Raw genomic sequence first — 23976 nt, forward strand, 5'->3', positions numbered from 1 at the left:
GGCAACAGCAAGCCCCCACAACGGACTTTCACCGCCTAGTTAATCGCCATGCGTGGCGCAAAAAAATAGAAGCTGCGATTAAAATCGCCGCCTCTATGTTTCCAACTGGTATGAATTAAGTTCCTTTCAAATTCCCTGTGTTCCGAATCGACGTAGTAATTTCCAATTCAATTTTTACATTTGGAAAATAGTTCGTTCGCCACCCCTCCAATTGCGAGCGTGTCAACTCATCGCGGAAATATTGACCTATCCCTAGAACATCTGCTCCTCCGAGCCTTATTTTCTCAAAAAACCTTTCAAATCGTCTGATCACCAGCTTATTCAATTCCTCTTTGATAGTAGCTGGAGATGAATTTGCTTGTGTATCCAGTAAAATTACCTTTAATTTTAATTTACTCTTCAACAAAGGTTCATTATTTATGAACGAACTCCGATGAATAAACTTATTACTTACGATTTGAACCGTAGCCTTGCCCGTCACTTCGATTTTCCCCTGCGTTTGCTTTCCATTAAAAACATTGAGCAGCAGTGTTTCTTCATTCGTGAGGCGCCCTACCATCTTCCCATTCTTCATGATTGCAGAACCTGTGCTTTCGATGGCTGTTGTTTTACCTGATTTGATTATGGGAATCACGACATCATTCGTGAAGGAATGAATGCTCCGAAATATTTTCCACGTTTGGGTATAGGCAATCTCTGGGTTTAAACCACTATTCTTTTGAAAAAAATTATAAATCATCGTCCCATCGTTTGCATTCTGATCCAATTTACGAAAAAAATGTTCTGGCGAGTCATCACATATCACGAACAATGTTTTCGGTGAGACATGTCTAGATCGAATTAAACTCGCGACACCATCATTGAGACCTGTCTTGGCAAACTCTTTGTCGACGATAATGATTTTTAAGTGAAGAAGATCGATTTCGGTTTCCATATTCATACTAATGTGATCAATAACTTCGTTAATGGTGTTCCCACTTCCGGAGACGACCTCGATCGAATCTTTCGTACTTACTTTGGGAATATCCAAATAAACGGTATAACTGCCTTCATGGTATGAAACCCCCATAGCAATCGGTAATGAGCGATGATTAATATCTTTGTTGTCCCAACATCCGCTAAGAATTAGCATCAATAATGTTGCAACGATCCACTTCAACATGCGCATCACTTCAACTTTCTCTGACTTGTCTATGATGTTGGTAACCCATAATGAAAATCACTGTTGGGATGACAAGGGAAACATATAACCGAAGAAAGGAATTCCACTTCAAGAGTCTTTCTAAATCCTCCCACTCCGGAATACATAAGCAAATGAGAAGTACGACAAGTGCAATAGCAGCCAACAGATAGGGGTTCGGGATTTTCTTCACTTTAGTTCTCATTAAGCAGGCAATTTGCCAAAGGGTCATCGCAATAAAAAGCATGACAAACGCAATTTGGCTTAATAGAAAAAAAATTGTGATCCGATCGAACATCAGCCAGTTTATTTCAATCGTATCTACGGTAAAAATGAAAGGGAAAAGGAGCTGTCTTGCAGTTTCTTCCCCTAATGTCAGAATAGGAATGTAAATCGAAAGGAGGAAAAATAAGAATACGACTAAACTACTGAGGTAGATGGCTTTGGGTTTATACGTCAAGACAGATGGAATAAACCCCAGAAATATAAAGCCGCCTGCGAATGCAAACAAACTTTTATAATAAGATAAATGGGTTACAAATGAGAATAGCTTCGTGGGATCCTTAGGAATAAATGGACGTAAATAATAGATGTCAACATTTTGGAAAGCTGACAACATCACGAAAAGCATGGGAGGTAGAAACAAGATCCCCAATAAGATCCCTGCTCTTAATAGAGCTTTGATCCCACCATGAATTACCATAAATACGGGTATCCCCAACAATAGACACATGAGGATCCAGATCGGCGTATCTGCGAGAATCACGATCGAGATGATTTCTGCATACGCCCTACTTGTTATCACGATAACCAATGTCAAGTATAGAAAGACTGGGAATAGCGTCAACCAAGCAATGATTTTACTCTTGTTGACCAATATTTGAATGATGTTTTGGCTGCCATGATAACTAAGACCCTTCAGATATATGAAGATGACAGTTATATGGATGATGAACCCTACTAGAACAGGTGCCCAATGTGCTTCCCGCGTACTGGCGATAACATCTGTTGGATACACAAAGAAAACCAACCCTAGATGCGTAATAATATAGAAGACTGCAACCTGCAAATTTTTGAACATCTCATTCACCTTCTGGATATTTCAATTGCAAATACGGAATCCCAAATGATTTTACGCCTGCCAAATAGGAGCAAATAATGACGATCCCGAATAGGAGACCAAGGACACCAAAGACGGCCGAAAGAATTAGTAGCACATATTTAAACATTCGTATCGTGAGTGAATTCTGATAACCAACCACCGTTGCATTGGAAATTGTCGTAGCCGCCAATACAATGATGAGTAAACTGCTTACTAATTTCGCCTCTACGACAGCTTGGCCGAGTACAATACCGCCTACCATGGTAAGCGTCGGTCCGATACTAGGCGGAAGCCGGATAATTGCCTCCATTATTAATTCCAAGATAAACAACAATAATAAGGTCTCTACAATTGCGGGATAAGGTACATCCACACGACTCCGCGCAATAGAATGGGCTAACTCAAACCGCAGTACATCCGGATTAACAGAAACTAATGCCACGTACAACCCAGGAATAATGAGGGTTACTAGCGCACCGACGATACGAATGAAGCTTAGCATCATGGCAAATATTGGCGGGTGATTGGAATCATCTGTTATCTCGAATAGATCCGAAACAATACTGGGTAATACCAGTGCAAATGGCAATCGCTCAATGAAAATGACCGCTCTCCCATTCTTCAATGCTTGTGCTGCACTCTGTGGCAGTTCCGTGGTATTGTAACGGGTAACCAGTGTATAATCTGAGAATCCAAACATCCTGGATAATTGTTGCATATTGCTAATTTCCTTATTTAAGCTCGACTCGATCGCATCGATGATAGATCTAAGCAGTGAAGGATCAATCTTCCTATTCAAATAGGACAATACTACGCAATTTTTGGATACCTCACCAAATCTATAAGTTGCAATCTGCAAATCACTTGAATTGATATGTTTCCGAAGCAGACCTATATTTAGTTCAATATCCTCGTTAAAAGCGCTGCTTGATCCCCTGACCACATTTTCAGTAAGTGGCTCCCTTATTGAACGGTTAATAGGTTGTCCAACCGGGATGATACAAATCGAAGTACCAGAAGGATCATGAATAGCAATGAGCATGCCATTTAATATTTCAGAAATATATTCCTCCAATGGAAATTTGGAGATATTGTGACCAAGTCCACTCAGCCTATCTTGAATTGAATTATTATCATCAACCGTATGTAATTGCTCACGCACCATGGTAAGTGATAGTGGGAAATTCACCATTGTCCTTAATCCTAGAAGGGTTATCTGATCATTACCTATCCATAGTTTGCGGGAAATATACTCTCTGTCCTGTTCAAAATGATATTTCAAACTGGTCTCAATCGACAACGCGTTTCCTCCGTTCCGATTTCTATCGTTGAAGCAGATCACAAATAGTATTCGCTTAGTTCTGTTTTGTTAATCATTTCAATTCATTTTATAAAATGAATGACAACGAAATAAGGCACAGATCTCATATAAAGAGATCTGTGCCTTATTGAAGGATTAGGAAATGGATGCTTAATTTAGACGTCAAATTCCAACTGTTTCTTTGCAAGCGTGATAAACTCCAATGGGTTCGGAACTTCCTTCGCATCATACTCAATCGCGCCCATCTTCAAGATAAGTTCGACCCGGTATTTCTCTCTGTACTCATCCCTGTTTCGCTGCTCAACGCTATTTCTCAATCGCTCAATGACGATAGATGCGCCAGGACGGTCTGTGAATAATAACATGCCCCACATGGGGTTCTCTTTGTTGAGCAGATAGAGTGAATCATTCGTACGAATGTTTGTTTGACTCATTTGCGATAGATCAAGCACGGCCTCCATCAGTTGCTCTTCACCAATAATACGCCGAATCTCATCCCAATATTTCACACTGAAAACCAGGAGAGTTAATGGAATGTGATAGCGAACTGAAAGTGCCATGAAGATGGTCGCATCGGATTGGAACGAAAACGTATTCTTTAAGCTGGTTTTGGCATCAACCGTTGCGAGCGATTTATTAGCCTTCAGCAATTGTTCATTCTCCAACTGTAGCTGGTGATTTCCATAAGTAAGCAGCCACGTTGAAATCGTAAATAGGGGTGTCATAATGAGCCAGAAGTAATTCTGAGGTCCAACGACTCCACCTACCACAACGGTTTGATACAGTGTAAATGTACCGTAACCGAAGATGAAAAGAATATTGAGAATCAAACCGGTTGTAACGTTTGTAAAGTAGGTTACGATCGCTATTAGGAAAGCGAGGTTAAGGAAAATAATATTCTGAATATATAGGTTCGGATTGCCCGCGGTAAATACAATACAAACGAAACAGACAATGATCAGCAATATAAATGCGCCATCCGAAACCAGATTGCTTTGTATACGCCTCATAGACGATCCCTCCGCTTCTTACGGTATTTACGAAGGAGCAAGATTAGGGAGAGTATAACCAATAAGGCAACTAGGACAACAGCAATCATAAAGCCCAGAACATCTTTGCGATCCATGACATCGCTCAATACCGTAGATGGTTCAGTCGTCGTTATTTTCTTGAATCGAAACGCATTGATTTGGCCATCAATATCCGTTACCGCCCCATCACCGAATACTTTCCACAACGTCCCCTCAGAGCCGATAAGTTTAGAGGCCAAATAGGCATACTCTGAACTGGCCCCTGTTACGGCGAGCAGACCGAAGCCGTTCCCGTAAGGCGAATCAATCAATTGCAGCGATCCAATGCGAGTACCATAATTAGCTTCTATGCTCATTTTTTCATTGGAGACAAAGCCTTTGCCACTACTATCATATCGAAAATATAGCTTATCATTATTTGAACGAATAACTTGATTATTCTGGTAGCTGCCGATGGCAATGATCTCACGGTTCTTCAGTTGTGAAGCAGCTACATTGTCTTGATAAAATAGCACTTCACCCGTATTGGTCTGTGCATAACGCCCTAATAAATTAAAAATGTTGGAAATCGTTTGATATATGTAGGTATCATGCTCCTTGGGCAATACGACAGCTAACTGATTGTAACTGCCATCTCGCAGAAAGGGATATGGGTAATTATTAAACAGCATGTCCGCTTTATCTTTGGTATTTAGCTGTAACACAGAATCCTTGTCCACAAACGCCCAGGGCATCTGCTCTTGATTCTCAATACAGCCTGCATTTTTAAGTTCCAAATCGAAAGCAACTTTTACTGTAAAATTTCCACTAATATTTAATGTTTTTGGGATTGCAATATCCATATGATCATTATCTGCAAGCTCCGTAGACAATTTCTTGCTGCCGATTGGCGTATCATTTATTAGGATCGTAACCATAGAACGATCAAAGTCTAGATTTTTGGCATACCGATACTTGATGCTGAGTTTGCTCGCGTCTGCGATTGAACGATTCCCGGGGAGTGAAACGAAATAAAATTTCTCCCGATGACGGTCGCCTACGATTTTATCACCCGTTTCCGTTAACGTGATGTTCCGGCTAATACTCACTGTCGGGGATTCTACCTCAGTTGTAGCATCGACCACTTTCGTATCCGTATCGAGTTGACTAAGTAACGACTGATTTCCAATGAATCGTCCTGCTTTTACAAGTAAAGCAGTGTCCAATGAAGTGACCACCAACGTCGGTTTTCCAGCAAATGTTGTCAACTTAATAACTGCTTTACTATCCAAGTCATTCGCTGGAATCGTTGACTTCACTTCTTCAGGCAGATCATTATAAAAAGAAATGAAAATAAAGGCTTGCTTGGTTTTCATACTATCCGTGTTGTATGTGGCAATAGGAATCCCTTTATCCGATAGAGGGTTCACCTTGGCAAATCCAGAGAGCGCATAAGTAGCCGCTTCAAGCACGGCCAAGTTGCTTTCTCCTTCTGAGATTAAGATCGCATTCAGCCCTTCTTTGATCGTATCCAACCCGATAAAATGCTCGTTAAAATCTCGAATACTCTTCTGAATAGCCCTGTTAGCGTAATTCACAGAAATTCGGGAGGTTTTGGAAATTTGCAACCAGTTGTCTCGCGTAGCAGTTGGCAAACATGCATTGACGGCAAGTGGCAAAGTTGTTTCGAAGTTCCCCTGAATAGTCAGTGTATTCACGTCTTTCACAAGGTACGCTACAGGAACAAGGACAGTCAACTGTTGTTGTTTCGTCTCTTGCATCAGAGGTCGGAATGAGTGAAACGGATTACCGTTAATCGATAAGGTCACACTTGATCTTTCATTCTGCAGGAGCTTTGAAATCTCATAGTCGAGATGAACTTCAACACTCGATACGTCCCAATAATCCTCGATCTGAAAATACTGCGATGTATAGGTTACGCCTCCAAGCAACGACGTGTCAGCAAAATTAGTTTGGTATTGTTTATTCCCAGTTGGTGAAAGTTCTTCAGCCACTGCACTTGAGCTTAACGTGTTAAACAGGAGTGCAAAACAAACGGTCGTAATCAACAGCCATCGTTTTTTCATAAATTCTCCCCAATCTAATACCTTTCGGTTTTATACCATTTGGCTTCTCGTTTGAAAACCAAATCCTTCAAATATGCATACATGCCATATGCAGCAACAACCATCCACATCTGACAGTAAGATACATACATGAGCATAATAATCCATACATTCGAAAGCTTCATTTCACCTTTTTCTGTGACCAACGTAATAAATGTCCCAAGAATAAATAAGATAATAGCCAGACCCCACAAGAAGGAGCTAAAACTTGCTATCGTTGTACTTACGTAACCCAATGCATGCAAAATAAGAAGTAAATCGGACATGACTAATGAAGTTAACAGAAGCACATAAATCGATAAGTAATAAAAAATATCAAAATGGATATTTCGAGCTGAACGTTTGAACAATAGCGGAATATTTTTGACAATTACATAAATATTTCCCTTAGCCCAACGGGTTCGCTGTTTAAACCACACCTTAACAGTTTGTGGCTCTTGCTCCCAAGTAACCGACTTTGGCTGAAACTTAATCTTATATCCCATTAAATAAATGCGGAAACTAATTTCCGTGTCCTCTGCAATTGCTTTTACGTCCCATCCACCCATATGTTCAATGATCGACCGCCGGACAATAAAGTTAGTACCAGGAATCGTACATAACTTGAATAGTTTCCATCTGCCTGCTTGGGCCATCCATTGAAATGATAAGGTTTCAATATTAATAAAGCGAGTCAGTAGGCTTGCATCCCGATTACGGGTTCGAAATTTCCCAATTACAGCTCCCAAAGTTGCATCGTTCGTAATTTCAGATACAAGATACGTTAATGCTGTTTTCTCGGGGGTATTATCTGCATCATAGATGGCAATAAGCTCACCCTTACTTAGTTTAAATCCCAAATTCAAAGCATTAGACTTCCCTTTGCCACCGATCACATTATCCGTGTTCAAAATGATCAAATTGCGACTAGGGTACTTCGTTTGGAGGTTCCCTAACAGAACACTGCTATTATCGGAGGAGTTGTCATTAATGACGATAATCTCATAACGATCATGCGGATACGAGAGCGCAAGCAAAGATTCAACCGTCTTCGTTATAACCTTCGCCTCATTGTGTGCGGGGACCATAATACTAACAAATGGATATTCACCTGGTATAGGTGCAACAGGTTTGTTCTCAATTTGAATATAGTATAAGTAGCCTGCAACGATCAGAATTACATTAACCAATAAGAGTGACCAAATACAGAAGACGGAAATTAGCATCAAAATATCTGCAACTGTCATAATGACCTTCCCTGATGGGTGAATTTTCGTTTATACATGCGATACCCAATAATAAGAAATACCATGAAAATAAGAAGCGTTACTAGAATGAGGACAATAAAAATATTATTCTGAACGGAGAATAAGGTTGTAAAGCTTTTCTTCACTTCTTGCACATAAGCATGATCGGAGTCGATTTCAGCAATCGTATTGTTTAGTGCGATGGCTTGTCCGTTGATTTGCAAATGGCCGTTATGTGAGGACATTTCATTGGTGTCCGTACGTACATCATGCTGTTGATTCTTATAATCGGCGAATATTGTCCAATTTGTTAGTAAAGTTTCCACAGTGACATTCAATTCTTGTCGATTTTTAGGAAAAGGATAGACAATTGCAGTATCCAATGGCATAGGAGCCATCATTTTAGTAGTCAAGACATAGTCGCTGATTTCTTTTGCCTGAATAGTATACATGGCCAATGAAAATGCACTTGAGATTGAAGTTTGTGCTCGATACATGATGCGCTGATTTGGAAATATAATGCCTGATTGAAAAAACGATAACCCATTACCAATGTAATGTTGGTCATAAGTCCAATAAAGTTCAGTTCCTATACCCAATGGAACTATTCCGTAGGTTGCCAAAGCATTTAGAAAAGAGCCCATTTGTGATTTTAATACTGTTACATCCTGGCTGATTGTTGAGTTAACAACAGGTGCATTAACAACAATGCTTCCATTTCGCGATTGTACATGTTTAATTGCTTCCAAGTAGCGCTGATTTGCAGGGAATTCTAAGTTATTTAATACAGGTTGAACGCTGACGATGAAGGGAATCCCTGCTTCATATAGGCGATCCGCCATCTCGTTTAGCATATCAAGATTAGAAAAGGGGTATATCTCATTAAACAATACATAACTATGTGTTTCCTTCTTAAAAGACAACCAGTCCCTCAGAACGTAAGCTGCTGCTTGCTCGCTTAAATTCCCCTTATCCATGTAAGGGATATAAGCGTATTTACCGTTTATAACACCATATGGTGAAGTCATCTTCTCCTTTTCTGATGTTATCTGACCAAATGCAGTACCCGTAAATTTCGTTATTAAGGCAAGATTACTGGCTGCAATAGAATTTTGAGAAAAATCACCAATCGAAAGTTTTATACTATCTTGATCTAACCGAACATCTTCCAGATTCATATCCTGTCGGATATTGTCAGGGAGTTCATTCCCTATATGCATATATTCCCCTACATACTCAATCATATCCTGCTTAAATAAATCTATCGGCGGTGTAATATCATCTATATTTCGAATCATAATAACTTTACTGAATTTAACGAGCGTCCCTTTCTTGTAACTATCGTAAGATGTCACTGTAACTTGAACGCCAAAAGAACCTAATAACCGTTGAATAGCCTCGACATTTCCTTCTTTTGGTGTGCCTTTAGCAAGGCTGTCATAAACTAGAAGGACAGCAGTCTTCTCTGTTTGATCAGCAGAAGTAACACTCGGATGGCAGAACATAACTAAATAGATAAATAAAATGAAAAGAATTGAAACTTTGAATCGCTGGTTATGCACGAAACTCACCTCCTTGCATAGCCTTAATGTCTGCGTCTTCTTCAACTTCCTGAATCCATAATCTCTTAGCAATTAAATCACATATTGTAATAAGTGTAACGAGATCGAATACTAGAGTGAATAAAAATTCATGCTTGGCAAGATCTGCGTCCCCTGCTCCAACAATTGAAACGAAAATCCCTGAGAGACCAATCGTGATCATCATTAGTATTAATGGCAATCTAACAGCATTCCTACGTTGTCTCAACTTGATGGATTTCACAAAAGAAGGCATATAAAGTCCTATAATAATAAGTACCCAGAGGATTACGAATCCAAATGTTTTAGGAGCTAACCACAATTTCAATAAACTGTAGCTCGAAAAAAAAATGGTTTGTGATCCGAATGGTTTCCCAGTCGACGCTTCATAATTTCCCATCGCATGTGGTCTAATACTAAAGGCATCTTGGGCAGCCAAATTGAGCATTTTACCAGCTTGATCAGGATGTAATACGTAGTAAACCAAAATTGACACCACAGTATATTTATTGTAAAACTCTTCTTGCATAAGATTTGAATCCACTGCTGCTGACGAGTAAGGATTGTAATATAAGGTCTCATCAAGAACTGCAAACTGCTTATCTATTCCAAAGCTTTCGAGTGTCTTCTCAGGGTTCACTGAACCCATCATCACACCGCGTGTCATCGCGTGGTACTTATTGATATTTACAAATTCCTGAGGAATAAGTACATAACTACCAATACCTATACCAAATACTGCGATTAATAAAGTTGCCGTAATTGCACGAAAAGATCTCGTCTTACGAATGAAAAGAAAGAAAACGCCAAAAACCGCAATAATCATTCCGACAGGAGCATTCTGTTGCTTACTTGTTGTCAAGAAGATAGCACTGACAACAAATACAGCTACCATTAAATAATCGTTATAACGTTTCCGATAAAGTAATATGCCCGCGGCTACCATAAAAATTGTCATAATGAGTACGATACTCTCACTATAAAAAGAATTAAAATAGGCCGTATATCCCGTATCACCCAAAACAAAAATGATGAGTAACGAAACTAAATAACCTCTTTTCTTGGACATTTTCCAAGTAAGTGCCTCTACAAATAAGTAAATAGCAAATGCATATAAAATTAGGTACATTCCAGCTTGAAATCGAATATCAAAAATATGAGAATCAAAAAGCAAAAAATTGATTAGGAGGGATGCTTTAATAAACATGGATTGTGAAGAAAATAATGTAGCACCATTCTCGTTAAAATATTGATACACACCGTAATTTTTAACGAAATGACCAAGGTAATTATTCGTATAATTTGGGTCATTGAAATACAGACCGTTACTGTACAATATTCGAAAATAATCCCCATTATCAGCCATCCCGATATAGGGAGGTGTAAACAGTGCGATCACTGTTATAAGAAATATCATTATCGCAGCGAAACTAGCTGGAGACAAATAACGCAGCAACTTTTGGATGTAACGATGGTTCCACATGTGATCGCACTCCTTTCTGATCAGTACGTGTAGGCTAGAAGTGCCATCAAATTATCAAAGGAATAGGCTTGTGCGACATTGACATCTCCAAAACCACCATTCAGAGGGCTCTGTGGATTATGGATTTGAAATTCATTCATCTTGCGAATACTATCGGTATACAACTCTTGATCTTTGATAACCGATCCAATCATGGCTGCAATCGCATAAATGGCAGTTGATCTTACCTCGGTTAATGGTTTCCCATCCTGATTATATTGACCGAATAAAGTTCCTGCTTTGACTTGAGCTTTGATATATTGGATACTAGCTGGCTGTTCCAACTTAACCTCAGCTAGATTCAGAATCGTTAACAACGATTCAACCGTGTTGATGACTTCCGATTGATAGTCTTTCTTATCAAAGTCATAGCGAGTTTGGTAAAAGGGGAACGAATCTGACAAGTATCCTTTTTGGGCAATTTGCAGCATACTAGTTTCAAGTGCCGCCTTCTTCTTGCGAGATATCGGTACAAGCTCCAAAGATGCTGCATCGATATAACACAAGGTGAGGAATGAATTTGTCATTTTATACGTGGGATCATAGAAGTCTCGCAATTGCCCATTCTCAACATTGTACTGGTAGACTCGTTTACCATAAGCTTCTGCTTCTTTTCTATAACTCTTTATTCCAAATGCGACGGAAGCTTCATCAAGTGCCCTGACGATACGCAAATCATCTACAATTGCATTCATGGGATATTGCTTGTTCTGTTTGGGACTGTATCGATAACTGAACCCGTAGGGCGTATCAAATACTAGTTTAGCTTGCTGCCACTGTTCATCAAACTTCTCTCTCTGACCAGTTAGCGCATAGTAACGCATAAGGATACCCGCGGATTCACTTAGAACTTCATGGCCTGAAGCTGCAGCTCCCAACTGATCGGTATCCTTCAAATTCGTATAAACACCATGCTTGCTCGTGAGCTTGTCCCTTATAAACCCCAATAACATGTTGCGATTATCCGTCACTTGCATGATCTGACCATACTGACTGCTGACTTGCCGCTGTAGTCTCGGAGTGTCTCCGAACATATAATGAATCACAACATAGATCACATAGATACCAATCAAACCAAGGCTGATTCGTACTAGATTCCTACTCATTTGCATGGATTCCAGCAACTCCTAACACAATTGTTTCCAGAAAAACCGGATAATGGTATTATTAGAAAATGATAAAAAGACTACACACTACATCTGAGGTGGAATCTCTTCATCTTGAGGTTATGTTACGCACGTGAGTGAACCTAGTTAGTTTATCATATGATACTAGCCCATCAAAAGGTAAATCCTCCCTAATCCAAGAAAAATGTCGCAATATAAAGAAGGATGTCATGAACTATTCAAATTTAACTGAAGAATTAAAACCAGCCAATCTTGTAAGTTGCCTAATCAGTCAACGTGGGCAGCTTATTTTCGAGCAATACCGCGAGCCACACTTCGCTGAAACTGTTGCCAAAATCAATTCTTGTACCAAAAGTGTCCTCTCTGCACTCTGTTGTATCGCTATGGATCAGGGACTGTTACCTGCCCCTGAAACACCTGCATCTGTTTATTTTCCTCAACTTGCATACGATACAGCATCACATAAGAGTGAAATAACACTGCTACATCTATTAACGATGACATCCGGCATGGATTGGACAGAATTTGGTGGACAGAATTCATTTCCAAAGATGACAAGAACGCCAAACTGGATAGATTTCGTTTTGGATCAACCTTTATCGGATATACCCGGTACGAAAATGTCATACAATTCCGGGGGTTCCCAGTTGTTAGCTGCCATTCTAGTTCAAGCTACAGGCATGTCCGTTGCCCGTTTTGCCGAGCTAACCTTATTCGAGCCGCTTGGCATTGAATCGTATCAGTGGGAAATAGATCCTCAGGGCATCCATACAGGCGGCTTCGGTTTGTCCCTTCGTCCCATAGATATGCTCAAATTTGGTCATCTCTACCTGCAACAAGGAAAATGGGGACAAACTCAATTGATTTCCTCAGAGCTTATCGCCCGTTCTACACAACCCGCGATTCGAGCGGAGTCGCCTCGCCGCGGCAGCTATGGCTGGCATTGGTGGACTGACACGTATCCAGATCGTAATAGTAACGACGGGGACGTTCCCCAGCTACCTTATTTTAACGCGTATGGATTCGGAGGCCAGTGCATTTATATCCTCCCTTCAATTGAAGTCGTAGTTGTATTGACCAATGACCAACGAAAGAAGAGTAAAATTCCTCTGGGAGTGTTCCGCCAATCCGTGGCACCTTATCTGATGGAACTTATAAAATGATATTCAACCAGTATCTGTAGATAATCCATAGACAGAATCCAATTCAAAAAGGGTTTGGTGCAGGGGATCCTGCCTCCAAACCCTTTTCTATCCTCAGTTAAAAATCATATTCTTCCCATAAAAGATCTCGTCCATCTCCCATTTGACGCTTTTCTCGATTTCCAGCTGTTCTTCTATACTGAGCGTATCTTTCGTGTACCCGAATAAATAGTTGTTCAAATCAAACTCACGAAGTTTGCATTTGGTATGGAAAATATTTTCCTGATACACATTCACATCAATCATCTGATATAAATCTTGAATATCCTCAGGGATGTAGTTTTGAATAGAGCTGATCTCATGATCGATGAATAGCTTGTGACCACTGATATCACGCGTAAACCCTCTGACTCTGTAATCCATCGTCAGGATATCATTATCGAAAGATCGTATAAGAAAATTCAAGGCTTTGAGTGGAGATATTTCTCCACATGTGGATACATCAATATCAGCTCGGAACGTACTAATTCCCTCATCCGGGTGATATTCGGGATACGTATGGACGGTAATGTGACTCGTGTTGAGATGCATAACAACCGCATCTGGCAGCGGACCAGGCGACTCTTCGAATGATTCGCTCGGCTCCTGTTCGATAGGACCCTCTGATACTAACATGGTTACGCTAGCCCCTTGAGGAACATAGTCCTGTTTAGCGATATTTAAGACGTGCGCCCCAATAATGTCGGCAACTGTTTTCAATAAAGCCGTTAATCGATCCGCATTATACTGCTTATCAATATAAGCTATGTAGGCTTCGCGCTCTTCTCTTGTTTTGGTGAAACAGATATCGTACATATTAAAACTTAGGGATTTGGTTAAATTATTAAAGCCATGCAGAGTGATCATCTGCTCCGAAGTTAGTTTCAAGTAAATTCCCCCCTATGTGTATCCATTACACTATTTACATAAATATTAAACAGCTACACATAGGATGGTATGTCGGACTCGCTTTTATTCCATGCTAACAAATACATCATCTACGAACAGCGTCATATTCACGATAGGTTTTACCCCAGTAAGCTTCTTTCAATTCGTCGTTCGACAGTTCCAGACTCATCGATTTGCCCACTTGCCTGGCATGATAACGATAAGCATTGTAGAAATTTCTTTCCGCTGAACTTATCGGACTTCCTATATAGATGGGAGACTGTATTGTGAACCCGAGACTAAAGAAGATAGTTACACCTGACGCTATGAAGCGAGCGGCCAAATAAGCAGCTACACCGCTACACCCCGTCAATACAAATCCAATTGCAACGGCCAGGCTTATTTCGAGGCCGTGTGGCGTGTAAATGGCCATCATCTGTCCCCCCTTTGCACCGACGCCCTCTATCCATCAAGCTCTCTTCTTTCGCGTAACGACATCGAAAATAACCGCTATGGCTAATACCGCCCCACGAATCATGTATTGATATGAAATACCTATTCCCATGAGATTCATGCCACTCGATAAGGATGCCATGACAACGGCACCGATAATAGAACCCGTTACTTTGCCAACGCCGCCTGCTGCAGAGACACCCCCAACATATGCCGCAGCAATCGCATCAAGCTCGAACAAAGTGCCTGCAGTCGTTGTTGCAGATTGCAGCCGTGCAGTAAAGAGTATCCCAGAAAGTGCTGATAGCATCCCCATTGATCCAAATACGATATACGTAATCTTCTTCACGCTAATTCCACTCAAATTCGCTGCTTCTGGATTACTGCCGACTGCATAAATGTGTCTGCCTAATACCGTCGAAGTTGTCAAGAAGTGGTACACAGCCACCACAATCATTACCACGATGACCGTCCAGGAAAAGCCGTTATAACCAGCTAAAATCCACGTGATATACGCAATGATTGCCGAGACGAAAATAACTTTCACAGTAAAAATATTGGTAGAAACAACTTCAAAATTGTATTTCAGCTTGTTGTTTCGTTTCGAAAATTCACTATAAACGTACAGAATTATCATAACTGCTCCTACAAGTAAGGAGAGTAGATTTAATCCTCCTACCTTGGTAATCGCAGGGATGAAGCCATTCCCGATGGCATTGAAATGCTCATCTTTCACGATAATCGTTCCTGTTTTTTCTGTTACGCGCAGCAATGCGCCTCTGAATATTAACATGCCCGCTAACGAAGCCACAAAGGACGGAATACCGAACTGTGCAACTAACAGCCCATTGAATAACCCTACAATAATACCCAATACGAGAATGATGGGAATCGTGATATAGAATGGAACTCCCGCTTGTGAAAGGAGTACCGCAGCAATTGCGCCTAGAAACCCCGCGGCAAATCCAACGGACAAATCAATATGTCGAATAACAATGACAAGCGTCATTCCAACGGCAAGAACCGCAATATACCCCGTAGCGTCAATCAGATTGCTTATGTTGCGGGATGACATGAACAATCCATCTGTCATGATGGAAAACGTCAGCATGATGATGAATAGGGCAATGTACATGCCATATTCTCGAATATTCACTTTAATTAGCGATTTCGCTTCACTATAAAATTGCACGGGTCTTCCTCCTATTGCGTCGCAAGCTTCATGATTCGTTCTTGATCCGCTTCCTCAATGGATAGCTCGCCTTTTATTTTGCCTTCCGCCATAACATAGACACGGTCACTCATCCCCAAGACCTCGCTAAGCTCCGATGAGATCATAATAATACTCATTCCATCACTGATTAGCCCATTCATGATTGTATAAATTTCATATTTGGCCCCGACGTCAATGCCGCGCGTAGGTTCATCTAAGATGAGCAGGCTCGGATTCACAAATAACCATTTGCCGAGTGATACTTTCTGTTGATTTCCCCCGCTTAAATGACCAACAATTTGCTCCACGGAAGGCGCTTTAATATTTAAGGATTGCTTATAGTGATTGGAAATTTTCACTTCTTCATTATGATTAATGATGCCGTTATCAGAAATCTGTTGCAGGTTAGCAACCGCAATATTTTGCTTAATATCTTGGATTAGGAACAATCCGTCCCCTTTGCGATCTTCCGTTACATAGGCAATACCTGCTTGAATGGCATCCTTCGGATGCTTGAACGTTTGCTTCGTACCTTCTATAAGGAGGTCACCACGAAGCTTATACGCTTTGGGATTCCCGAAAATACTTTGTGCCAATTCCGTTCGCCCAGAACCCATCAATCCAGCAATACCAACAATTTCACCCTTTTTAATATGCAAATTCACATCTTTCACGACGTCCCGACCCAACTGCGGATCATACGCCGTCCAGTTTTGAATCTCAAGAATGTTCGTTCCGAAAGACTTTGTTGTTCGCTTCGGATATATATCGTCAATCTCGCGACCTACCATGTTTTTGATGATAACACTTTCCGAAATCTCGCCTTTGGCAGCATCCAACGTACATATCGTTCTGCCATCCCGTAAAACAGTAAGTTGATCCGCAATCGCCGTCACTTCTTTGAGCTTATGAGAAATCATAATGCTCGTAATGCCTTGCTTTTTGAGTTCGCGCAACAGATCCAGCAAGTTCTCACTTTCTTTCTCATTGAGCGCAGCTGTCGGTTCATCCAGAATGAGCAGCTTCACATCCTTGCTTAAAGCTTTGGCAATTTCAACAAGCTGTTGCTTCCCGACTCCCAAATCTTTAACGAGAACCTCTGGATTCACATCCAGCTTCACCTTCTGAAGCATGTCTTTGGCTTGACGAATGGTTTGATTCCAGTCAACCATCATCCCTTTTCTCACTTCATTCCCTGCATAAATGTTCTCGTACACCGTAAGATCGGGAAATAGTGCTAACTCTTGATAAATAATGGCTATGCCCGTCTTAACACTGTCACTGATTTTTGAGAATTGTTGAACCTTGCCCTCAAATACAATATCCCCGGAATAAGTGCCGTATGGGTATACACCGCTAAGCACTTTCATTAAGGTCGACTTACCTGCACCATTTTCGCCTACCAAACAATGAATTTCCCCTGTATTCACTTTAAAGTTAACATTCGCAAGAGCCTTCACCCCTGTGAATTCTTTGGAAATGTTGTTCATTTCTAAGAGATATTTGCTCATCTTCTAGCTCTCCTTAGCCAACCGACTCTTGGAATAGAGGAATAGTGATAGACGAATCTATCACTATTCCTTCCAAGCTATGTGATCTTATACTTACAAGCCTTTGAAATCGGATGCTTGATAGTACGCCGAATCTACGAGTGCAGATTTAACATTTGCTTTATCCACGACGATGACATTCGTTTGCTTGGCTTTGACATCAATTTTGCCATTGTTGTAAGATCCCGTAGTTTCAGGTGTTTTGCCGTCCAAGATCGCAACAGCCATACCCATTGCGTCTTTCACGAGTGTACGAACATCCTTGAACACAGTCATGGATTGTTTACCGTCGATGACATATTGGATCGAAGCTTTCTCAGCATCTTGACCGGTAACAAGGAATTTCGTAACCGCTTTATCTGATGCGAAAACGTCTGCGATGGAGCGAGCTGTTCCATCATTAGGAGCAAGAATGGCAACGTCACCCTTCATATCTGCAGCAGCAGCTGTTAAATGGGTTTGTGCTTTGTTTTTGGCTTCATTCGCATCCCAGTTTGTCGTAACTTGACCGATAATTTTACTCATTTGCTCGCGTGATAGTTTGGCCGTTCCTTTCAAAGCAGTTGCCTCACTGGAGTTCGCAATTTTGAAAGTGCCATCGGCAATTTTCGGCTGAAGCACTTGCCATGCGCCTTCGAAGAACAAGAAAGCATTGTTATCCGAAGCAGCACCTGCGTACAAGTACAATGGCTGACCTGGTTTCGCTTTATCCACGAGGTATTGTGCTTGCGCTTTACCAACAGCGATACTGTCGAAAGTCACATAGTAGTTAACAGCATCTGTTTTGGTAATCAAGCGGTCATACGAGATGACTTGAATTCCTGCTTTTTTAGCTGATTCTACGGCAGCTGCTGCTGCATCCCCATCTTGCGGACAAATAATTAACACTTTAATTCCTTTTGCGATTAACGCGTCTACGTTTTCTTTTTCTTTCGCTGAAGAACCTTGGCTGAATAAGATCTCTGTTGTATATTTCGAACCTTTCAAGGCATCTTTGAAACGTTGCTCATCTTGAACCCATCTTGGTTCATCTTTGGTAGGCAATACAATACCGACGCTCACTTTCGAACTGCCAGAGTTCCCACAGGCTGCAACCATTACAGCTAGGAACATGACTACCAACATCAAAGAAATCGCTTTCACACTACGTTTCATTTGAAATACCCCTCTCATTTGTTTTGGCTCTGCGCCAACTACAAACTGAGTATATCACCGGGATTTTCCAATGTAACCGCTTTAAATTAGCACTTTTTTTAACATTGCTATACTATTTTGTCATTTGACTTTGATTCGCATTTTTATAAACATCTTCTCGCAGATGAAATCCATCCGCAATAATGGTGGCATCCATATTCGACTGATCGACGGCAATGGGTTCGAGCAAAATGGACGGTACGTCAATTTTCTTATTGTTTACTTTTTTATCCGCATGGACATTTTCACCCTTCGCCATCTTCACAGCAAGCTCAGCCGCAGTCTCGGCAAGCTTCTTAATAGGCTTATATACGGTCATTGTTTGCGTCCCCTCGACGATTCGCTGCACAGCTGCAAGCTCAGCATCTTGTCCCGAAACGGGGATGCGACCGGCCATCTTCTGAGCCAATAAGGCTTGAATCACGCCGCCAGCTGTAGCGTCATTTGCAGCAACTACTGCATCTACTTTATTCTGATTGGCAATCAACGCCTGCTCCATGTTGGCCAGGGCATTCGCAGGCTTCCACTCCTTCGTGGCTTGATCAAATACAATATTAATGTCACCTTTCTCAACGAGAGGTTTCAGAATGTTCATTTGGCCTTTCTTGAACATATGCGCATTATTGTCCGTATCCGCGCCTTCAATTAAGACATAATTCCCCTTCGGTGCCTTCTTTACGATCGCTTTTGCTTGCAATTCACCAGCTTTCTCATTGTCGAAAGAGACGTAGAGATCAACATCAGCCCCAACAATCAAACGATCGTATGAAATGACCTTAATGCCTGATTTGTGCGCTTTTTCCACAATTGCTGCGGATATCTCCGCATTATGCGGCACGACAACCAACACATCTACGCCACGCGAAATCAAGCTCTCCGCTTGTGCAAGCTGCAAAGCATCATCGCCGTTCGCAGCTTGAACCTCAATACGCGCACCGAGCTTTTCAACCGCAGCCTTAAACAAATCACGGTCTTTCTGCCACCTTTCTTCCAGCAAGGTATCGATCGATAAACCAACCACTACTTTGCGTTCGGATTGTACAATCCGATGGGGGCTTGGCTTACTATCGATTTGTTGGCTAGCATGATCTGTTGGCCGACTACTCGTTCCAATGAACGAGCAAGCAGATAGCATGAAGGCAATAATCATAGGGATGCCGAGCACGCCACTCCTGATTCTGACTGGTTTCAGCACAAACCCCTCCTAATCGTTATCATCCTAATAATGAATCCATACGTGTTAACTCAACTGTGCTTCTTGTTCGTTGGTCGAATTAGCATTTTCCTATAATCCGTAGGTGAATGGCCAACCAACTTTTTAAAGACGCGGCTAAAATAATTCGGATCGTTATATCCCACTTCAAATGTAATTTCCTTAAGACTTTTATCTGTTTCTTGCATCAATTGCTTGGCCATTTCAATTCGATATTGGGTGAGGAAGTCAATATAATTCATTCCGAAATGCTCTTTGAACAGTTTACTAACATAGAAAGGATTTCGATCAACCGTAGCAGCAATCCGCTCCAAAGATAAGTCCTCATGCGCATGCGCCTGGATATATAGCTTCATCGTTTGGAGTAAATCCGTTTCAACAACGTCTCCAACCTGAACTAAATGATGAATCAACATGCGGGCTTCCGCTTTCAGTTGCATATAACTTGTCGTTGAATATGGAAAATACGGCGTACAAACTTCCATCCCCATATCCTGCAACATGCGGGTCACAACAATCAACACTTCAAAAATTCGCTGCTGCGACAGCCCAACGCCTTGCCCACTCCCTTCGAACACATCAATCATTCTGGCAATCTGATCTCCAGCCCCATCTAGATTTCCCCGTCTGATCTCTTCCAGAACGATCTTCTCCATCTCAAGATTACGAACACCAATAGCCTGAATCTCATCCTGTGTCAAATTCTCATACAAACAGTAACGAGCAAGCAGCGATTGATCCATCGAAGCCAATAAAGCTTCCTGATACGATTTCCGCATGTCCCGCACGTCTTTACGTACACCGCCAATGCCTATAAACAGACGAAATCCATGCTTCCCGTCCAAAGCTTGGATCCATTTTTTTGCAACACCTATGGCTTGTGCACGATAGGAGAACTCACCATCCAGAAAAATAATGGCAGGCACCTGATTGCCTGACATTTTCCCTAACCAAATCGGGTTGGACATACCCCGTGACAGCTCATTTATTTGCATGTAAACATCATCCAAATGACGCAACTGACCTTCTTCTGCCGAAGCAGAACTAGGTGAGAACTGCAAGGTCATTACGAAGCCGTCTCGCCCTGTCGGAAAGCCAACTAAATCGATCATTCCAGGCAGTGGCGTCGATTGTACATAATCAAATAGCAACTGCTCTACAATATCCGCCTCTACGAGAGGTGTCATTTTCTGCAGCCGCTCTCGTTCTAAGCTTCTGGTCACCAACTCTTGTTGCAGCATTAGTATCTCATTCGCTACCCGTCCAATCGTCTCGAGCACGACAGAAATCCGACTTGGTTTCAGCATATAATCATAAACGCCTAACTTAATGGCTTGCTGCGCGAATTCAAATGTGTCAAATGCAGTTACGACTATAAACTTAACTGTTGGATTAGACTCCCTAATCTTCTCTATCGCTTGAAGTCCATTAATACCTGGCATCTTAATATCCATCGTGATCAGATCTGGTTGTAAACGTTCAGCTGCTTCAATGGCCTCCCTGCCATTCGCCGCTTGGCCTACGACCTCTACGTCTGGCGAACCTTCTTCGATAATCCTTTGCAATGCAATCCGCTCAATGTGTTCATCATCTACGATTAGCATACGAATCATATAGCTTGCCCCCTTGGCAACTTCAATGTAATACAAGTACCAGCTCCTGGATGGGATTCGATCTCTATAACCTCTTCAACCCCATAAAACAGCTGTAAGCGATGAATCACATTCCAAATTCCTAATCCTGTTGAATGCCCTTTATAAACCGAATTCTCGGTATGAGATAAAAGTTTATGCAATTGCTCCCCATCCATGCCCTGCCCTGTGTCTTGTACCTGAACAAGGATGTGTCTCTCTTCCTGCTTGACTCGAATCGTGAGCGTCCCGCCCTCTTCAGCAGGTTCAATAGCATAAATAAACGCGTTCTCTGCAAGCGGTTGCAATACAAGAATAGGAAGCTCGATCCCTAGTAGAGACTCATCAATTTCACGGATGACATGCAAACGATCGCCGAAACGAGCTTTCTGTATCGTTAAATACTCCTCCAGCACCTCGAGCTCATCCTTTAAGGATACACGGCTATCCAACTTACGGAGATTATATCTAAGCATACCAGCGACAGAGCTAATTAATTCGCTTGTTTTATCCGCTCCAGCCAAATAAGCTTCCTTCGACAACATATTTAACGTATTAAAAAGAAAATGTGGATTGATCTGACTCTGTAAACTCTTCAACTCACTTTCCTTTAGCATGAGCTTATGTCGATGCAGATCGTATTCCAATTGGGCTTTACTTTGAATATCATCGATAAAATGACCGATCTTCAGACGCATGCTTTCCAACGTTATAGCTAGAAAGGATATTTCATCGTTATTTCCCAAATCTATGGGATTCTTGAAATTCCCTCGTGACAACTCGCGTGCAGACAGCGTTAGTTTCAGCAATGGCTGTGTCACACTGTCAACAAATCGATAGGAAAACAGCAATAATAGCAAAGAAACGAGTGCTAAGGTCCAGAGTCCCATGTTCTTTATATTTTCACTTCGTTTAATAATCTTTCTATAAAAGGCATCGTAGGTGTTTTGTTCACCGCTAATTAAGGTGAGGGTCGCTTCTGAAATGTATTTGGATATATTGGATGCCTCGTCAAATTGTTTGGCTGCGTTTTCTTCATCATTATCCTTTTGAAAACGAACAGCCAAATCCATCGCTTCTGCTTGACTTTCCAGCATGTTCTGCAAATTGTTGAGGAGCATCGTGTTGCTCGTATTTCGCAACCAACTCATCTCTGTCTTCGTTCGAAGTAAAGAGCTGATATCCGAAAGATACTGATTCATGCTTTCTAATGTGGGTGACATCCGATATTTATTCAATGTGGTTAAGGATTGCTGGCTTAATTGCGAGGCTTGATTCATTTGCATATAGCGCTGTAGGATCTCATTATACTTTTCAACGGTCCGCTGATTATAGATGCTCATGGAGAGCCAAATAATAGCCATAATGACCCAAATCAAAATAGATAACATCATCATTTTACTTCGAATGGTTTTCAGGGCGCTTTCTCCTCTTCTCCCGCTGAAGTCACAATACTAATAGGCGTGAAGTAGCTGTTCTCGAGCGGCAGCTGTGCCGCATCTAACCAACGTTTCATTAAGTTAACACTTAGAATTCCCATGTCTTCATAATGTTGCGAGAGTCCTGCTTTCACCTGCCCATTCTTAATAAGCATCATCGTTTGCGGAGAATCATCGAATTGGAAAATCGGATATTCTTTGGTTCGTGAACGCGCATGTACAGCTTGAACGATACTCTCGCCAGCTTCTGAGGTTAAACCGACAAAAGCTGTCACATTCGGATTGTGATTCAAAATATCATTCGTTTGCATCTTCGGATGCGACATTTCAGGATCATTAGCTGCAATTACAACCCTTAACCCCTCGTATTTCCGAAAAATTTCCGTCAGACCTTTTAATCTCAGATCATCCGTTGAGGGAGAAGAAAGGTTTTTAATAACACCGACTACACCTTTGCCATTCAACTGGGTCGCAATATACTCCCCCATAATAATCCCTTCTTGATAATGATCGGAACCAATATAAGACTTGCGCAAGCTGCTAGGAGCATCAGAATTGATGGTTATTATAGGTATACCTTTCTCTGTCGCCTTCTTTACCATGAGATCAAAATCCGGGTGATCTACACCTTCTACAACGATTCCACTCGCTTTGGAAGCGATTGCAATATCAATCTGCTTGATTAACCCTTCCAAGTTCGAACGGTATACCCCCCAGAAATCAATTTGAATCTGATGTTCCTCTGCTGCCTCGCGAGCCCCTTTCTGAATGGCATTCATCATGAAGCTGCCTTGTTCTTGCGAGATAATCACAATGCGTTCAATATGTTCATTCAGCATAGGCTCGCCCGCCGTAGACATACTCAAATCGCTTTGATAAATCTTGAGCATATAGTACAAAGAAAATGACAACGCAACAAAACTGCTGGCAATAATCGCAATCCCAATCAATTTCTTCATACGTTCACCCACAAACTCTTCCAATTTCCAGTAATTTTATCATGATTTCGGATATTCGAAT

General features: G+C 41.4%; 19 protein-coding genes. 1 reads left to right on the top strand and 18 read right to left on the bottom strand.

Going from position 1 to position 23976, the window contains the following annotated elements; genetic code table 11:
• Positions 1-115: 115 nt before the first annotated feature.
• The 9 genes from A8708_RS30515 to A8708_RS30555 all read right to left on the bottom strand — a co-directional run bounded on the left by A8708_RS30515 (position 116) and on the right by A8708_RS30555 (position 12173).
• The gene (locus A8708_RS30515; RefSeq protein WP_068670141.1) at positions 116-1168 is read right to left on the bottom strand and encodes a Ger(x)C family spore germination protein; all 1053 of its coding nucleotides are present in this window, start codon (positions 1166-1168) and stop codon (positions 116-118) included.
• A gap of 4 nt (positions 1169-1172) precedes the next feature.
• Complete coding sequence (locus A8708_RS30520) at positions 1173-2261, bottom strand: GerAB/ArcD/ProY family transporter (protein ID WP_068670143.1); 1089 nt, start codon at positions 2259-2261, stop codon at positions 1173-1175.
• A 1-nt stretch (position 2262) separates the two neighbouring features.
• Entirely contained in the window at positions 2263-3582 is a 1320-nt protein-coding gene (locus tag A8708_RS30525; protein ID WP_068670145.1) for a spore germination protein, read from the bottom strand.
• A gap of 176 nt (positions 3583-3758) precedes the next feature.
• Positions 3759-4613 (bottom strand): GGDEF domain-containing protein, encoded by an 855-nt coding sequence (locus A8708_RS30530; RefSeq protein ID WP_068670147.1) that lies wholly within the window; start codon positions 4611-4613, stop codon positions 3759-3761.
• Complete coding sequence (locus tag A8708_RS30535) at positions 4610-6700, bottom strand: cellulose biosynthesis cyclic di-GMP-binding regulatory protein BcsB (protein ID WP_068670149.1); 2091 nt, start codon at positions 6698-6700, stop codon at positions 4610-4612. Before A8708_RS30535 ends, A8708_RS30530 begins: the two co-directional genes overlap by 4 nt.
• A 14-nt stretch (positions 6701-6714) precedes the next feature.
• Positions 6715-7965 carry a glycosyltransferase family 2 protein gene (locus tag A8708_RS30540; protein ID WP_068670151.1) on the bottom strand — a complete coding sequence of 417 codons (1251 nt, stop codon included), beginning with the start codon at positions 7963-7965 and terminating at the stop codon, positions 6715-6717.
• Positions 7962-9527: a hypothetical protein gene (locus tag A8708_RS30545; protein ID WP_068670153.1), complete on the bottom strand. Its 1566-nt coding sequence runs from the start codon at positions 9525-9527 to the stop codon at positions 7962-7964. The genes A8708_RS30540 and A8708_RS30545 overlap by 4 nt, the downstream gene beginning before the upstream one ends.
• On the bottom strand, positions 9520-11028 hold the full coding sequence (gene wsfD / locus A8708_RS30550; protein WP_068670154.1) for a glycan biosynthesis hexose transferase WsfD: 1509 nt from the start codon (positions 11026-11028) through the stop codon (positions 9520-9522). The genes A8708_RS30545 and wsfD overlap by 8 nt, the downstream gene beginning before the upstream one ends.
• Positions 11029-11048: 20 nt before the next feature.
• Positions 11049-12173 (bottom strand): hypothetical protein, encoded by a 1125-nt coding sequence (locus A8708_RS30555; RefSeq protein WP_068670434.1) that lies wholly within the window; start codon positions 12171-12173, stop codon positions 11049-11051.
• A 230-nt stretch (positions 12174-12403) separates the two neighbouring features.
• Here A8708_RS30555 and A8708_RS30560 point away from each other — a divergent pair, with 230 nt between their 5' ends.
• The gene (locus tag A8708_RS30560) at positions 12404-13357 is read left to right on the top strand and encodes a serine hydrolase domain-containing protein (RefSeq protein ID WP_068670156.1); all 954 of its coding nucleotides are present in this window, start codon (positions 12404-12406) and stop codon (positions 13355-13357) included.
• 93 nt (positions 13358-13450) lie between these two features.
• Here A8708_RS30560 and speD read toward each other — a convergent pair whose 3' ends face one another.
• The 9 genes from speD to A8708_RS30605 all read right to left on the bottom strand — a co-directional run bounded on the left by speD (position 13451) and on the right by A8708_RS30605 (position 23915).
• A complete protein-coding gene (speD, locus tag A8708_RS30565) occupies positions 13451-14263 on the bottom strand; it encodes an adenosylmethionine decarboxylase (RefSeq protein WP_068670158.1) in 813 nt (270 codons plus the stop codon).
• Positions 14264-14369: 106 nt separating this feature from the next.
• Positions 14370-14696 carry a hypothetical protein gene (locus tag A8708_RS30570; RefSeq protein ID WP_068670160.1) on the bottom strand — a complete coding sequence of 109 codons (327 nt, stop codon included), beginning with the start codon at positions 14694-14696 and terminating at the stop codon, positions 14370-14372.
• A gap of 36 nt (positions 14697-14732) precedes the next feature.
• Complete coding sequence (locus tag A8708_RS30575; RefSeq protein WP_068670162.1) at positions 14733-15908, bottom strand: sugar ABC transporter permease; 1176 nt, start codon at positions 15906-15908, stop codon at positions 14733-14735.
• A gap of 11 nt (positions 15909-15919) precedes the next feature.
• Entirely contained in the window at positions 15920-17440 is a 1521-nt protein-coding gene (locus tag A8708_RS30580; RefSeq protein WP_068670164.1) for an ATP-binding cassette domain-containing protein, read from the bottom strand.
• A gap of 93 nt (positions 17441-17533) precedes the next feature.
• Positions 17534-18634, bottom strand: a complete 1101-nt coding sequence (locus A8708_RS30585; RefSeq protein ID WP_068670166.1) for a sugar ABC transporter substrate-binding protein — start codon at positions 18632-18634, stop codon at positions 17534-17536.
• A 112-nt stretch (positions 18635-18746) separates the two neighbouring features.
• Positions 18747-19823 (bottom strand): D-xylose ABC transporter substrate-binding protein, encoded by a 1077-nt coding sequence (gene xylF, locus A8708_RS30590; RefSeq protein ID WP_082927928.1) that lies wholly within the window; start codon positions 19821-19823, stop codon positions 18747-18749.
• 95 nt (positions 19824-19918) lie between these two features.
• On the bottom strand, positions 19919-21499 hold the full coding sequence (locus A8708_RS30595) for a response regulator (protein ID WP_068670168.1): 1581 nt from the start codon (positions 21497-21499) through the stop codon (positions 19919-19921).
• Positions 21496-22914 (bottom strand): sensor histidine kinase, encoded by a 1419-nt coding sequence (locus A8708_RS30600; RefSeq protein WP_068670170.1) that lies wholly within the window; start codon positions 22912-22914, stop codon positions 21496-21498. Before A8708_RS30600 ends, A8708_RS30595 begins: the two co-directional genes overlap by 4 nt.
• 17 nt (positions 22915-22931) lie before the next feature.
• Positions 22932-23915 (bottom strand): sugar ABC transporter substrate-binding protein, encoded by a 984-nt coding sequence (locus tag A8708_RS30605; protein WP_068670172.1) that lies wholly within the window; start codon positions 23913-23915, stop codon positions 22932-22934.
• Positions 23916-23976 lie beyond the last annotated feature (61 nt).

The organism is Paenibacillus oryzisoli (assembly GCF_001653565.1).
Taxonomy (GTDB): Bacteria; Bacillota; Bacilli; order Paenibacillales; family NBRC-103111; genus Paenibacillus_E; species Paenibacillus_E oryzisoli.